The sequence below is a fragment of the Dyadobacter sp. BE31 genome (assembly GCF_031457695.1).
Taxonomy (GTDB): Bacteria; Bacteroidota; Bacteroidia; order Cytophagales; family Spirosomataceae; genus Dyadobacter.
The window spans coordinates 516,339-531,191 of sequence record NZ_JAVDXA010000001.1 but is presented as its reverse complement, the minus strand read 5'-3'; the positions used below and the strand labels follow the sequence as shown (position 1 = coordinate 531,191).

Genomic DNA, 14,853 nt, shown 5'->3' with positions numbered 1-14,853 from the left:
GTCGATTGAGTACCTCAAATTACTTACCTATATACGCAGCTCAAACAAACCTTTAGTGAGAGGCAGATTTACTTAGTTTCTGGTTTCCAAAAGAAAAGCGGTCCGGCTTTTCGGGGCCGGACCGCTTTGTAATGTATTTCAGATGAATCGCTTACGCAGTTTGCACTTTCGGCTTTACTTTGGGCCTAGGTTCCGTGGCGGCACTTTCCTTGTTACGCATTTTGACAAAATCCCTGAACCTGCGGATGGTTGCCATTACAAAGCCGATAACCAGCACAAATGTACCCAGCCACAGGATGTTGATCAATGGCTTTTCAGTCGCTTTCATCACGATGAAATCACGCTGGGTGGTATTTACACCGAATGTGAACTGGCCTGTCTGCGGGTTGATTTCGTTGAATTGAATGCGCATGCCCAGCTCGTCGCTTACCTCCGGCTTGCGTGCTACCATGCGGTCGCGGATCACGAACGATGGGGTTACTACAAACTCCTTGTCTTTATCCAGCACGCGGATGATCGCTTTCACAGCTGCATCGCCCGGGCCGAGTTTGATACCTTCTACCTCTTCGGTGCGGACTACATTATCCAGAATGGCCACATAGTCGTTTACGAAGAATGTGTCGCGCAGGTTGATCGTAAAGTTCTCGCTCTGGCTCCAAACCGGCTCTGCGGTAGGATTGGTCACCATCGAAACGTAGGTGTACAAATCCTTGTCAACTTTACGCTGAATATCCGGCGAAGACACGATTCCGCCCATGCGCGGGTTGATCTGCACACGCGGGAACAATGTGAATATTTTGCCCGAAGGTTCGCGGTACTCGATCTCGTAATAGAAGTTTTCAGGAAAAATTTCGAGGGTATCGCCCTTTTTATTGTACTTCTGGCCGTTTACCTCGATGTCGCGCAATGCAACTGCGTGGAAATCACCTTCTACGATATCGACCCAGCTCTTCGGAATGTAACCCGGAATGTGGCGCGGCTCTACGCGCACATCGCGCCAGGTGAGCATGTAATCGCCCATTTTCTCGGGCTTGTTGAGCCAGAGGGTGATATTTTCTTTATTCTCCTTGTTATCATTGGCCGTAAATTCCTCACTGCGGGAGATCATCAAACCGGAGTTGTTGATCGAAACAACTTTGGTGTAAGCCGAGGAGAACAAAATACCGATCAGCATCAGCGCCACACCAATGTGCGTGATAGCACCGCCCGAGAGGTTATAGTTACCACGGATAATATTCAGCAGGATATTGCCATTGGCTACGATTGCGAAGATCGAAGTGGTCAGCAATGCGATGTACTGAATGTCGCGCACCTGCTTGAACGTGATCACCGCGGCACTGATCAGCAATGCGACCAATAGCGGGTTGTACAATGCCTGCAACTTGCCTTTGCCGGTTTTTTTCCACCAGAAATACTGGCCTATGCCGGTCAAAACGATGATCAATGCGAAGAACCAGAGCTGGAACTTGTTGTAGTGCGCCACCTGGTCGGCAGGTAGTGCCATATTCAACACGGTACCGAATGCTTCCGCGATTTTGTTATAAACCGGAATGGAAGTGGTTGCGATGATCTGGAAGCCCGAGAGGCAAAGTAGCGTCGCACCGATGAAAATCCAGAATTCCTGCGAGTAGGTCGAAACCTCTTCTTCGTCGCTCGGTAGTGATTTCCAGCGCGCGACCAGCAGGCCGATCGACACGATCATGAACGTGAAAAGGTAGATCAGCAACTGACCGGAAAGGCCCAGATCCGTAAACGAGTGTACCGAAGCATTGCCGAGTACCCCGCTGCGGGTCATGAATGTCGAGTAAAGGACGAGAATGAATGTCGCGATCGTGAGAATGAACGACGTTTTCAACGCAGTCGCATTTCTTCTCGCGATGATCATCACGTGTACCGCCGCCACGAGCACGAGCCAGGGCACAATAGAAGAATTTTCAACGGGATCCCAGTTCCAGTAGCTACCGAAGTTGAGCGTTTCGTAAGCCCAGTAAGCACCCATTAATATACCCACACCCAAAACCAGCGCCGAAAACAACGACCATGGCAATGCAGGGCGGATCCATTCATGGACACGCTTGCTCCAAAGGCCGGCAATCGCGAACGAGAACGGAATGAGCGTGCTCGCGAAGCCCAGGAAGAGGGTAGGAGGGTGGATGACCATCCAGTAGTTTTGCAACAGCGGGTTGAGACCGTTACCGTCTTTCGGGATGAAATTCGGGTCCATTTTGTAAACCGGCAGGTCGGGCATTACCTCTTTCAGCAAAAGGAATGGCGTAGAACCGATTTTAAGATCGAGGCCGGGGATTACCACACCGAGGATCATCGAGGTCAAAAATGCCTGTACCAATGCGAAAACCGTCATTACCGGCGCTTCCCATGAGCGATTGGTGAAGATCAGCGTCGCACCGAGTACCACGTTCCAGAATATCCAGAGGAGGAAGCTGCCTTCCTGGTCCTGCCAGAAGCTGGAAATGGTGTAGCCCGTCGGCAGGGAAAGCGAAGAGTTTTTCCAGGCGTAATGGTATTCGAAATAATGGTTACCGATGATCCAGTAGAGCGAGAACACGACGCCGATCACCGCTGCCAAATGTACCCAGAAAACGCCGCGCGCAAACTTTTTCCAGGTTTGCGTTTCTTCTACCGAACCTCCTGCGATACCCGCTTTAAAATAAGCGAACGTCGCCAGAATGGCCGTTACAAACGCGACTATAACCAGCAGGTGCCCTGCACTTCCGATCGTACTGTGAATCATGATTGTTTTGCAGTATGTTCCGTGGTTTCCATTTTACCGTTTTCGTATTTCGACGGGCATTTCATGAGGATTTTTTCGGCTGAAAACGAGCCGTCATGCATTTTGCCCACCACTACGACCTGCTCGGATTTGTCGAAATCCTGCGGTTTGGTGTTTTTGTAGACCACCTTTTGTTCCACATTGTTGTTATCTACCAATGTGAAAACGAACAGGTTAGGGTCGATTTCCGGGCGATATTCCATTTCAAGGATCTGGCCCGCAGCATCTTTTTTGAGCTTACCTACTACGTGAATGCTCTCATTGTCACCATCCGCAGCCATTTCTTTGGCTTTGGTAAAATCGACGTAAGTACTTGCATCACCGGCAGTTGAAACGATAATACCAATTGCAACCGCGATGATCACCAATCCGAATATCTGTATCTTTTTCATAGGGGCTTACTTGATATTGAGGTCTTTTTCAATCTTTTTCAACTTGGAATCAATGCGAAGCATATTGATCGCTATGCCGGAGAAAATAACGGCCACTACGGCCACTACGACCCAGATTTTACCGTCTTCACGAAGCTTGTCGGCCATTGCTACGGAGGTGTCTCCCGCCTGTGCGAACAGATTGCCGGAGATCGCCAGCAATGTCAGGAGGATGAGGGAAATTCTTTTCATTGTATATATGAATGGACTAAACCTTAACGAAATTTTACTTTGAAACGTTTGTAAATGGCTCAAATCAGGCCAGAATGCTTTTTTATTTGCCCGTCTTAATCGACTCTTCCTCGTGGAACCGCCTTATGCGCTTAATGCGTATTCTTAGCTCCGCAACCCAAAGGCCGAGCAGAATGTAGCCGATTACCGCAGGATATAATACCTTCCGGATGTCGTTGTCGATATCGTAAGAACCAAATGTGCTGTTACCGCCGCTTCCGGGGTGCAATGAGTCCGTCAGACGCGGAAGAATGTAGATGATCGGAATGAATACCGCGAAGGCAAAAATGTTGTAAACCGATGAGATTCGTGCTCTGCGTTGCTCGTCTTCGAAAGAACTTCTGAGCAGCAGATAGGCCATATAAATAAGGATACCCACCGCAGCGCCATTGAGTTTGGGGTCGTTCGGCCAGGGATCTCCCCAGGTGAAATTAGCCCAAACCGAGCCTGTCAGACAGCCCAAGACGCCGAAAAAGATGCCCGATTTGGCGATCTCGCTGGCAATATCGTCATCCCCGATTCTTCCTTTGCTGAGATAGCGGATCGAGTATATCATGGACGTGAAAAGCAGGATGGTCATCGCGAACCACAGCGCTACGTGAAAGTAGGTATTGCGGATACTTTCGTTAATAATTGGAAGGCGTGGAACGGGACCGATAAATCCCATGATGATCACGTAGAAGATGATCACAATACAGAGGATTTTCCACCAGATCTTTCTCATTTTAAACTAATACTTTAAAAGTTATGCCCTGTAACCTGCTGTTTTTCAGCTTCTCCATAAATATGGAAAAAGCAGGTAGGAGAGCGTAATTACTATCAGATCGATCGATAATAGTGTGGTGATTTCATCCGTGCTGACCGACCAGTCGAGGCCGTCCAGGGCATTTTTGGCCAAACGGATCGTCATTAAAAGCATCGGCAGGATGATCGGGAAACTGAGCACGGCCATGAGCGTGGCGCTATTGTCGGCCTTGGACGCGATGCCGGCTATGAGTGTAAGAACGGAAGCAAAACCAATGGAAGCCAGCAGGATACAGATCGTGAACAGGCCATTATCCTGGATCGGGTTGCCCATTACAAATGCGTAGAATACAAATCCAAGTACCGATAATACCGCCATAACCAGCGAGTTATAAATGATTTTGGAAATGATAATCGCTTGCGGGCTGCATAGGTTGTAATAGTAAAGCAATCGGCCATGGCGTTCCTGCGAGAAACTTTTAGCAATGGCATTCACCGCCGTGAAGAGCAGGATAATCCAGAATAATGTGTTCCAGACGATCGGCGTCAGCTGATTCCTGCGGAGGTTGAAACTGAGGTAGCAGACGAACACCGTGCTGACCACGTAAAGCAACATCCCGCTCAGGGCGTATTTCTGGCGCCATTCGAGTGTTACTTCTTTCCAGATCAGGGTCTTAATCTCGTTCAAGGTGATTGGTGTGGGCCATCGGCTTGCAGCTTTCGGCTCTCGGTTTGCTGTTATAATGTAACCAGCGTCACTTTTTTCCGGCTTCGGTACTTCGTTTCGCGCTGCAAAAGTACGACACAAAGCCCGAGGGAAATAATAAAACGGTCAGGATTTTGAATGATTTGGCGAACGGTAGGCACATTAGGAGAAGTAAAGTTTGATTTACCGTCTGAGAGTGCTTTATTTGTACTTTAAATAAAATGAATCTAAATAAGGAACGTATGTCGGCTCGTACCGTTTCCCACCTTAAAAAGGGTGAAAAAGGCGTAATCAAATCATTCACAGACCGTGCAATGTCCCTCAAACTGCTCGAAATGGGCTGTTTGCCAGGTTGTGAGGTGCGGCTGGATGCGATTGCGCCATTCGGTGACCCGATCTGCATCAACGTCGGCGGGAATTACAGCCTGTCTTTGCGTTTGAACGAAGCCGCAGTGATTGAATTAGAGTAAAGATTGCGTTCCGCATACAGTCTCTCCATTGAAACAGGGAAATATTAAAGTTGCGCTGGTAGGTAACCCGAATGCCGGCAAGTCTACGCTATTTAATGCACTCACCGGAATGCGCCAGAAAACAGGCAACTTTCCGGGGGTGACCGTCGAGAAAAAATCCGGAACGTTCCGCATTGCAGGCGATAATGGGCACGACGCCCATGTAACGCTGGTCGATTTGCCGGGTACATATAGTATTTATCCCAAATCGAAAGACGAGACGGTGGTGATGGACATCCTCGCCAACCCGCAGCACCCCGATTTCCCCGATGTAGTGGTGATCGTAGCCGACGCCTCCAACCTGCAACGGAACCTGTTGCTTTTTACCGAAATCAATGATTTGGGCATTCCGTCGGTACTCGCATTGAACATGCTCGACGTGGCCGAAAGCATGAACCTGACCGTGAATGCGGTGCAGCTCGCGATGCAGCTCAACGTGCCTGTCGTACGCATCAATGCGCGTACCGGCGAAGGCATGAAGGGATTGAAAGAGGCTGTGAAACAGGTTGTGGGACGGACCGAGAAACCCGCTCTGCGATATTTCTATGAGCCCAAGGAGAATGAAATAGGGCTGATTAACGAGGTGAAAGAAATCCATCACCTGGATAATGACTATGTGGCGCTGCAATATGTCTGCCAGCACGACAACTTCTCTTTCCTCGAACAGCCGGTACGGGCCAAACTCGATGCCCTGATCGAGAAATACGGCTTCGACGAAAACAACTTCCTCGCGAACGAAACCATCGCCCGCTACGAAAAAATCAAACCGATCGTATCCAAAGCCGTCAAATCCGAAGGTGCCACCGAGCAGCCTTATTGGACGAGAAAGCTGGATAGCATTCTGCTGCACCGGGTTTGGGGGTATGTTACGTTTGCATTGGTGCTGCTGGTCGTATTCCAGGCCATCTTTGCCTGGGCATCGTACCCGATGGATATGATCGACGCCGGTACTGCCGCTGCCATCGAATGGGTAAAAGGTACATTACCCGCAGGCGTGCTGAACGACCTCATCACCGACGGTATCATGGCCGGTATCGGAGGTATCATTATATTCATCCCGCAGATAGCGATCCTTTTTGCATTGGTCGCCATTCTCGAAGAATCGGGTTATATGGCGCGGGTTATGGTGATCATGGACAAGCTCATGCGCCGTTTCGGGCTCAATGGCCGGAGCGTGGTCCCGCTTATTTCGGGTGTAGCCTGCGCCGTTCCCGCCATCATGACCACCCGCAGCATTAGCAGCCGCTACGAGCGTTTGCTCACGATCATGGTGACGCCCTTGATGAGCTGCTCCGCCCGTCTCCCCATTTTTACGATATTAATTGCATTGGTAGTGCCTGAAACGAAGGTGCTGGGCATATTCAATATGCAGGGAATCGCATTGTTCGGGCTTTATTTGCTCGGGCTGCTCGGTGCGTTGGGCTCAGCGTGGTTCCTGTCTTTGTTTATTCCAAGAAGGGAGCCGAGCTACTTTATGCTCGAAATGCCTTCCTACAAACTGCCGCGCTGGGGGCATGTAGGGTTTACTATGTACGAAAGCGTGAAATCCTTCGTGCTCGAAGCCGGTAAAGTTATTATGGCAATTTCCATTATCCTTTGGGTGCTGGCATCCTACGGCCCGGGAGATAGCATGAATGTGGCCGAGCAGCAGGTAGTAGCCTCTATGACCACCGCGCCGCAGGAAGAAATCGACGCAGCTGTTGCGTCAGCCCGTTTGGAAAGCTCCTATGCGGGCCAGTTCGGCCGTTTCATCGAGCCGGCGATCAGACCGCTGGGCTATGATTGGAAAATAGGGATTGCGTTATTGGCATCGTTTGCCGCCCGCGAAGTATTCGTCGGCACGATGGCTACGATTTACAGTATCAGCGGCGACACAGAGGACGTTCTTACCGTTAAACAGCGCCTCGTTCAGGAAAAGAATCCCGAAACCGGCGGGCAGATGTTCACACCGGCCGTCTGCTATTCGCTTTTGATGTTCTACGTATTCGCGATGATGTGTATGAGCACGATCGCCGTCGTCTACCGCGAAACCCACGGCTGGAAATGGCCCATGATCCAGCTGGCTTACCTGATGGTACTGGCATATGGATCGGCGTTTTTGGTTTATCAGGTTTTGAGTTAACTCAAATCAAACGAGTTACCAACCCAGGTGCTCTATCACGTCCGAGGCGATCAGCGCCGTTTGGCCACGGGCTTCGGCGGCGCGGTCGCCGGCGAGGCCGTGCTGGTAGACGCCCAGAATGGCGGCGTCGGCGGGGTCGTATTTTTGGGCGAGGAGGCTGGTGATGATGCCCGTGAGTACATCACCGGTACCGCCGGTGGCCATGCCGGGATTGCCGGTTGAATTGAAATGGACTTCACCATTGGGAAGAATAACAGCGGTGTTGGCGCCTTTCAAGCAGATAATCGCTTTGTATTTGGCAGCAAATGCCTGCGCTTTTTCCAGCCGCTCATACTCGTTGCTGCTTTCGCCTGCAAGCCGCTGAAATTCCTTTGGATGAGGGGTTAGGATCGTGTTTTGGGGCAGCTTGTAAAGTAAATGCCGGTTTGTAGAAAGAATGTTCAAAGCATCCGCATCGACGATGACGGGTACCTTGGCTTGTTCCAGTACTTTTTCCAATGCTTTCACCGTCGCCGGCTCCTGGCCGATGCCCGGGCCGATGCCGATAGCAGTCGCCGAAGCGAGATCCGGGAGCTTGCTAATGTATTTTTCTGCTTCATCGACGGTGGTCATAGCCTCCGGAACGGAGATTTGCGTGATCTCGTACCCGCACGTGGGCACGTGCATCGTGAGCAGGCCCGCGCCCGAGCGCAGGCAAGCCTTTCCCGAAAGTACGGCGGCGCCCATTTTGCCATAGCTTCCGGCAATGATCACGGCGTGACCGTAGGTGCCTTTGTGTGAAAATTTCTGGCGGGGTTTAATGCGTTTTTCGGCTTCAAACTTATCGGTGAAAAAGTAGGTAGTAACTGTATCGGTAATATAACGGGTGCTCAACCCAATGTCGACGACATGCCATTCGCCCACGTATTCCGCATTTTGTGGAAGCAGGAATGCGAGTTTCGGCAGCTGGAATGTAACGGTATATTTCGGTTTGATGATCACATCATCCGGCCCGTTGGACTGGTCGGTGTAAAGCCCGCTGGCGATATCCACGGACACAAGCCTGTTGGGCAGTTCGTTCAGATATTGAATGACAATGCTGAGTAAACCTTCAACCGGACGCGACAGGCCGGAGCCGAGCAATGCATCGATACAAACAACTTTACTTCCCAATTTTGGAAGATCATTTTCGGAATGAATGCGCCGCGGCGTGAGGTGGTTACCAAGCCGGGCGTAGTTGTGGCGGAAATCGTCGGTAGCATTGAGCGTATATTCTACGATGAAAACCTGCACATCGTAGCCGCAGGCGCCCAGAATGCGTGCGATGGCCAGGCCGTCGCCGCCGTTATTTCCCTTGCCGCAAAAGATGGCGATAGGCCGGGTATTGACATATTGATTACAAAACCAGCGTACAAAAGCCTGCGAAGCGCGCTCCATCAGATCGATGGAAGCGATAGGTTCGTGTGCGATCGTGTAGGCGTCCATCGCCCGGATCTGTTCTACATTGAAAATCTTCATGATAATAGCGTGAAAAGCTTTTTGTTACCGACAAATAATGCTAGATTTGCACTCGTTTTCTCAAAAGCTGTTTTGAATGAAGGGGCGTCACCCCGTCCGCTGGGAGCAAGCTATCATTTTAAATCCATAAAATCACTCGTCATGAGCGAACTTATTAAACTCGTAGAAGCTACGATTGAAAATCGTAAATCCGAGTATCCTGATTTCAAATCAGGCGACACGATCAACGTTCACGTGAAAATCCGTGAAGGTAACAAAGAGCGTATCCAGCAGTTCCAAGGTACCGTTATGCAGCGTCGTAACGTAAACGGAGCTGGCGAAACTTTTACAGTACGTAAAATTTCAAACGGTATCGGTGTTGAGCGTGTTTTCCCAATCCTTTCACCAAGCATCGCGAAAATCGAATTGATTCGTCGCGGTAAGGTACGTCGTTCACGTCTGTTCTTCTTGCGTGGCCGTCAGGGCAAAGCAGCTCGTATTAAAGAGCTTAAAACCACGAAGTAATCCAAAAGATCTTCGGGACGAAATTTTAAAACCCTGCAAGCGAATTTTTCTTGCGGGGTTTTGTTGTTTTGAACAAAATCAGTCTGATTTTGTTCAAAACAACAAAACCCCGCCGTCAGTTGAAACTGACGGGAACCGATTATTTCTATTTCCGTCGGTTTAAACCGACGGCTAACGATCGCTACTTATGACTATCGCCTTTTTTAAATACCAGGGCACCGGCAACGACTTCGTGATGATCGACGATCGCGACTTGCAATTCCCGGTTTCCAAAGAACTGATCGCGTCGATCTGCCACCGCCGGTTCGGTGTCGGCTCCGACGGCCTTATCCTGCTCCAAAATGCGGAAGGTTACGATTTCCGCATGGTGTATTTCAATGCCGACGGCGGTGAAGGCAGCATGTGCGGCAATGGCGGCCGCTGCGTGGTGCGCTTTGCCAGCGATCTGGGGCTTTTCAAGGGTAGTACCAAATTCATAGCGGTCGACGGTGAGCACGAAGCAACGGTTTCGGACGATACCATCCGCCTCAAAATGTCGAACGTGAATGGCGTGGAGCAATATGAGGAATACGATTTCATGAATACCGGCTCACCGCATTATGTGACTTACGTGGAAGACATTCACGAAGCCGATGTGGTGAATATCGGCAGCGAGATCCGCTACGGCTCGGTGTACGGACCCCAAGGCGGTACCAATGTGAATTTCGTGGAAGTAATCGAGGATAACCACCTGAGCGTGCGTACCTACGAGCGTGGGGTGGAAGACGAAACTTATTCCTGTGGCACGGGCGTAACTGCCTGCGCATTGTCCGCGCACCTACGCGAGGGCTGGGAAGGTCCCGTGCAGGTAGAAACGATCGGCGGAACGCTGGCGGTAGAGTACCAGGATGCGGGTGAAGGCCAGTTTAAAGACATTTATCTGATCGGCCCCGCAGTGCGTGTTTTTGAAGGAACTTTGGAAGTTTAGAGCTTAAAGTTTAGAGTTTAAATTTAAAGTAAAAAGCAAAAGCCTTGCAAATCATCGACTTGCAAGGCTTTTGCTTTTTACTTTAAACTTTCTACTCTAAACTTCAAACTCTAAGCTCTGTTACTCCGACTCGATAATGCCGCCTCTTACATGATAAATCTGCTTGTCGGTCCACTCCGGGACGCGGCAGTAATCCATTGCGGCTACTTTGCTGCGGACGCCGTTGGTACAAATGACGACGATCGTTTGATACGGCGCTACCAGCGGGCGTTTCTCCCTGATCTCAGCCAGCGGAATATTGACGCCTCCTTCATTGAATTCCTCAAATTCCCAGTTTTCACGTACATCCACGAGCACCGCGTCCGGGCGTTTGGTCAATGCGAGCGCCTGAGGCAGGTCAATGTCCGAGTAAGTCTTTTTTGACATAACACCAATTACCTGCCCAGCGCGTAAGGATGGTCGTTCACAACCGGGATATTCTTCGCGATCAGCTTGTGAATGTCTTTCAGGTATGGCTTTTCCTCCTTGTCGCAGAACGACATCGCGATGCCTTTCGCGCCCGCGCGCCCGGTACGGCCAATGCGGTGAACGTAGGTTTCGGGAATGTTCGGGATTTCGTAGTTGATCACGTGCGTCAGATCATCCACGTCGATACCGCGTGCGGCGATGTCGGTCGCTACGAGGACGCGTGTAGTCTGGCTTTTGAAATTCTTCAATGCATTCTGGCGGGCAGTTTGCGACTTGTTGCCGTGAATGGCTTCGGAAGTAACACCAGCTTTGCGCAATACTTTTACCACCTTATCGGCCCCGTGTTTGGTGCGGGTAAATACCAGCGCCGTTGCAATCGATTCATCTTTCAGAATATGCAGCAGCAGCGAGTTTTTGTCTGATTTATCTACAAAAAACACCGACTGGCGGATGGTATCGGCAGTCGAGGAGACTGGTGTAACCTCCACTTTTACCGGGTTTCTCAAAATGGTACCCGCCAAAGTCACGATCGCGGGAGGCATGGTGGCCGAGAAAAACAGCGACTGGCGCTTGTTGGGCAACAGCTTAATCACCTTCTTCACGTCATGCACAAAGCCCATGTCGAGCATACGGTCGGCTTCGTCGAGCACGAAAAATTCCAACTGGTTCAGTTTAATGAATCCCTGGTTGATCAAATCCAGCAAACGGCCCGGTGTGGCGATGAGTACGTCAACACCTTTTGCCAATGCATCGGTTTGCGGTTTCTGGCCTACACCACCGAAAATAACGGTATGTCTCACACGCGTGTGACGCCCGTACGCAGCGAAGCTCTCGCCGATCTGGATCGCCAGCTCGCGGGTAGGGGTCAAAATCAAAGCTCGGATACGACTTTTTTCAAATTTCCCGACCGGGTTTTCGTGCAGCAGTTGCAGCATCGGAATCGCAAAAGCGGCTGTTTTACCGGTACCTGTTTGTGCACAGCCCAGCAAATCTTTATTTTCTAAAACAACCGGAATAGCTTTGGCCTGGATGGGAGTGGGAGTGGTGTATCCTTCTTCTTGGAGAGCCCTCTTGATTGGCTCTATGAGTTTTAAATCCTGAAATGTCATTTGGTCTTTTTAATGGCTGCCATTATTTTAACTTGATAAATGCAGCCCGGATAATATATTTGGCCATTGCGGCCGATTGTATAACAGAACTATATTTTTAAACGTTCAGTGGATATACTGGACAAAAGTACTCAGTAATACTCTAAATTTGACTATTAGCCATCAACACAACTACATTATGGGCAGAATTCTTACTCTCACACTCTTACTCTCGCTTTTCTTTGCTGCCGCTCACGCACAGGATGTCATAGTCCGGAAAAACGGTTCCACCATCGAAGGGAAGGTGGTCGAAGTGGGTATCGACAAGGTATTATACAAGATCAGCCAGGAAGCCAATGCCGCCAATTTTGTGATCAGGAAGAACGAATTGCTGCGCATCGAGTTCGGGAACGGCCAGACGATCTGGTTTGATAGACGTGCCGAGCGTAGTAATGCAAAGGTACGCGAGCGAAATGAGCCTATTGTTCAGGATGAAGAACTGGGTAAAAACAAAATCGATTTCTCACCTTTCAAGGCTTTGGACAGTGGCCCCGGCTTTGGGATCAGTTACGAGAGGATTCTCGACAAACGCGGCTATTTCGGGCTGCTGTTGCCATTTACATTGACCATTCCCGACAGTTACTACCTTCCCTCGATCGGCGAAAATTCCGACGACCAGATGTATTATTTCTCCCCCAGTTTGAAAGTTTATCCATTTGGCCAGAAACGCGTTACCTATGCGGTGGGCCCGACGCTTTTCACCGGGATTGGTACAAAATGGCAGTACACCAACAAATATGATCCTTTAAGCGGTGTTACCACCAGCTCTGAGGAAGGGCGCCAACGTTTCCGAATGGGAATGATCGTCAATAATTATGTCAACTTCCAGATCACCCCGCATTTTCAGATTGGCCTCAACGCCGGAGTTGGCCCGCGGTATCTGGATCGTGAGAAATATCATTCGAGTACTTACCGCAACGGACGCATGGAAATCACCGGGGAGTTCAACTTCAACCTGGGCTTGCGGTTCTGATCATTTCACGACGCGGAAAACGGGATAGCGCATATATTCTTTTTCCGCGTAATCCGAATTCTGATAGATAAAATCCAGCTGTGCATTGCCGTTCTTCGCAAACTCGGGATCGGCTTTGCGTTTTTCGTCGAGCTTCGCTTTCAGCCCGGGCGATTTTTTCAGTAAATCCGCAGCCAGGTCTTCGAACACGTAACCCGAGTAATGCTCCTTGGCTTGTAAAATGGTATCGAAGAAATTCCATTTAAAGAACGAATCCACTGCTTTCGGTTCGAGGGTTTCGATGATGTACCGGTTCGCGGATTGATTGACCGGAACATACCAATCTCCTTTTTTGAACGGCAGCTTCTGCTTTTCGGCCCGTACTTTCACCGAAGTGTGCCAGTAGTGCCCTTCAAAGGGTTGTTTCGGCGTTTCCAATTCTTCGATATAGTACGTTTCCACCTGCATTTCCGAGTCCTTTTCGAGGGCTTTCATTTGAACACCATTCAATTGCAGCAGCGCAACGATATTATGCCAGCCTTGCGGGATTATGTAAGCTTCCGGCCGTGTCACTTCATCCAATGGAACGTAGGTGTCATAGAAAGGAATATCTTTGGTAAAAGGCCTCGAACGGTCGTAATGCAGCCTGGGCAGCCCGCTTACCTCGCTGGAAATGTACTCCGGCTCGTAGCCTTTGAATGCAATCGTGGATTGTTTTGATTTATCCACTTGCCAGGTAATGGCAAATTTCTCCTGCTTTTTAACCGCTTCCTTCGTCTCATTCCGCAATTTCAGCAGGGCCTTCCGATGTGCGGCGAGGAACTTGATATTGCCTTGCAAATAGGCGTAGGTCGATTTGACGCGCTGATCATACGGTTTCAGCATGTGCGTTTCGGTCATCACGCCGATGGTATGAAACAAGGCGGCATAGCCGGTAGAATAGCGCGGCCAGTCGGGAAACTGGACAAAACCTTTGTCGGGCGTCTGCCCGTAAGCATTCACATAAGGCGTCGCCTCGAAGCCGGCTTCTTTTAAATGCCGGTACATGTAGGGCAGGAAAACCTTGTCGTTGAATTCCCCGAGCGGACCGCCGAGCTTGTCTTTTTGGGCGTAATCGAGTGTCATCACATATTGGTAGTCGGAGCCGTTGCTCACGTGCGTATCCGCGAAGAGATCGGGATCGAGTTCGTGGAAAATCGCGGCGAAGCTCCGTGCGTTGCGGGTGTCGGCTTTGATAAAATCACGGTTCAGGTCATAATTCCGCGCATTTCCCCGAAAACCATATTCCTCCGGCCCGGCCTGGTTGGTACGCGTGGTGCTGTTGCGGTTCAATGCGCCGCCGATGTTGTAAAAGGGAATGATAGCCACTATAATGCTGTCCAGCTCGGGAAATCGGGTCGGGTGCACGAGCATGTCGCGCAGGAGCATCATCGACGCATCCACGCCATCCGGCTCTCCGGGGTGGATGGCATTGTTGATAAACAGAATAGCCTTACCCTGCGCTTTCAGTTTTTTGATGTCAAACACCTTATTTTTTGAATACAACACCAAATGCAATGGCCTGCCGCTATCGGTAAGACCTTTTTCCTGCATTTGCACCTGTGGGAAATTTTGGGCGAGCTGCCGGTAGTAGGCAATGCCCTCCTCGTAAGTGGGCGTTTGCTTGCCGCCGCTTTTCTCGAAACGGGTCTGGTACTGGGCGTTTGCGGTCAATGCGATGCCCGGCAGGATGCCCAGCAGGATGCCCAGCAGGAATAGTGTTAGTTTGGAGCGCATGAAAAGA

Annotated in this window: 14 protein-coding genes; 5 read left to right on the top strand and 9 right to left on the bottom strand. The window is 50.2% G+C overall.

Annotated features, from left to right (window positions below; genetic code table 11):
• Positions 1-151: 151 nt before the first annotated feature.
• The 5 genes from ccsA (J2Y43_RS02335) to J2Y43_RS02315 form a co-directional block, all read right to left on the bottom strand.
• Positions 152-2,752, bottom strand: a complete 2,601-nt coding sequence (gene ccsA / locus J2Y43_RS02335) for a cytochrome c biogenesis protein CcsA (protein ID WP_309981427.1) — start codon at positions 2,750-2,752, stop codon at positions 152-154.
• The gene (locus J2Y43_RS02330) at positions 2,749-3,183 is read right to left on the bottom strand and encodes a cytochrome c maturation protein CcmE (RefSeq protein WP_291199061.1); all 435 of its coding nucleotides are present in this window, start codon (positions 3,181-3,183) and stop codon (positions 2,749-2,751) included. Before J2Y43_RS02330 ends, ccsA (J2Y43_RS02335) begins: the two co-directional genes overlap by 4 nt.
• Positions 3,184-3,189: 6 nt before the next feature.
• The gene (locus J2Y43_RS02325) at positions 3,190-3,414 is read right to left on the bottom strand and encodes a CcmD family protein (protein WP_309981428.1); all 225 of its coding nucleotides are present in this window, start codon (positions 3,412-3,414) and stop codon (positions 3,190-3,192) included.
• A gap of 82 nt (positions 3,415-3,496) precedes the next feature.
• Positions 3,497-4,177, bottom strand: coding sequence for a cytochrome c biogenesis protein CcsA (gene ccsA / locus J2Y43_RS02320; RefSeq protein ID WP_309981429.1), 681 nt, complete (start codon positions 4,175-4,177; stop codon positions 3,497-3,499).
• A gap of 45 nt (positions 4,178-4,222) precedes the next feature.
• Entirely contained in the window at positions 4,223-4,885 is a 663-nt protein-coding gene (locus tag J2Y43_RS02315; RefSeq protein WP_309981430.1) for a heme exporter protein CcmB, read from the bottom strand.
• Positions 4,886-5,145: 260 nt separating this feature from the next.
• Here J2Y43_RS02315 and J2Y43_RS02310 point away from each other — a divergent pair, with 260 nt between their 5' ends.
• Together J2Y43_RS02310 and feoB are read left to right on the top strand one after the other, a co-directional pair.
• On the top strand, positions 5,146-5,373 hold the full coding sequence (locus tag J2Y43_RS02310) for a FeoA family protein (RefSeq protein WP_309981431.1): 228 nt from the start codon (positions 5,146-5,148) through the stop codon (positions 5,371-5,373).
• 28 nt (positions 5,374-5,401) lie between these two features.
• Positions 5,402-7,534, top strand: a complete 2,133-nt coding sequence (gene feoB / locus J2Y43_RS02305; protein ID WP_309981432.1) for a ferrous iron transport protein B — start codon at positions 5,402-5,404, stop codon at positions 7,532-7,534.
• 15 nt (positions 7,535-7,549) lie between these two features.
• Here feoB and J2Y43_RS02300 read toward each other — a convergent pair whose 3' ends face one another.
• Complete coding sequence (locus tag J2Y43_RS02300) at positions 7,550-9,031, bottom strand: NAD(P)H-hydrate dehydratase (RefSeq protein ID WP_309981433.1); 1,482 nt, start codon at positions 9,029-9,031, stop codon at positions 7,550-7,552.
• A gap of 141 nt (positions 9,032-9,172) precedes the next feature.
• Between J2Y43_RS02300 and rplS the strand changes: the two genes are divergently transcribed.
• Positions 9,173-9,535 (top strand): 50S ribosomal protein L19, encoded by a 363-nt coding sequence (rplS, locus tag J2Y43_RS02295; protein ID WP_015814531.1) that lies wholly within the window; start codon positions 9,173-9,175, stop codon positions 9,533-9,535.
• A 187-nt stretch (positions 9,536-9,722) separates the two neighbouring features.
• Positions 9,723-10,502 carry a diaminopimelate epimerase gene (gene dapF, locus J2Y43_RS02290; protein ID WP_309981434.1) on the top strand — a complete coding sequence of 260 codons (780 nt, stop codon included), beginning with the start codon at positions 9,723-9,725 and terminating at the stop codon, positions 10,500-10,502.
• A gap of 120 nt (positions 10,503-10,622) precedes the next feature.
• Here the strand turns inward: dapF and J2Y43_RS02285 are convergent, their stop codons facing one another.
• Both J2Y43_RS02285 and J2Y43_RS02280 read right to left on the bottom strand, forming a co-directional pair.
• Positions 10,623-10,928: a rhodanese-like domain-containing protein gene (locus J2Y43_RS02285; protein WP_309981435.1), complete on the bottom strand. Its 306-nt coding sequence runs from the start codon at positions 10,926-10,928 to the stop codon at positions 10,623-10,625.
• Between the two features lie 8 nt (positions 10,929-10,936).
• Positions 10,937-12,079: a DEAD/DEAH box helicase gene (locus tag J2Y43_RS02280; RefSeq protein WP_309981436.1), complete on the bottom strand. Its 1,143-nt coding sequence runs from the start codon at positions 12,077-12,079 to the stop codon at positions 10,937-10,939.
• 178 nt (positions 12,080-12,257) lie between these two features.
• On the opposite strand from J2Y43_RS02280, the gene J2Y43_RS02275 reads away from it, so the two are divergent.
• Complete coding sequence (locus J2Y43_RS02275; protein WP_309981437.1) at positions 12,258-13,091, top strand: hypothetical protein; 834 nt, start codon at positions 12,258-12,260, stop codon at positions 13,089-13,091.
• On the opposite strand, the gene J2Y43_RS02270 is transcribed toward J2Y43_RS02275, so the two are convergent.
• Positions 13,092-14,846, bottom strand: a complete 1,755-nt coding sequence (locus J2Y43_RS02270) for a M14 family metallopeptidase (protein ID WP_309981438.1) — start codon at positions 14,844-14,846, stop codon at positions 13,092-13,094. It lies immediately after the preceding gene.
• Positions 14,847-14,853: the final 7 nt, after the last annotated feature.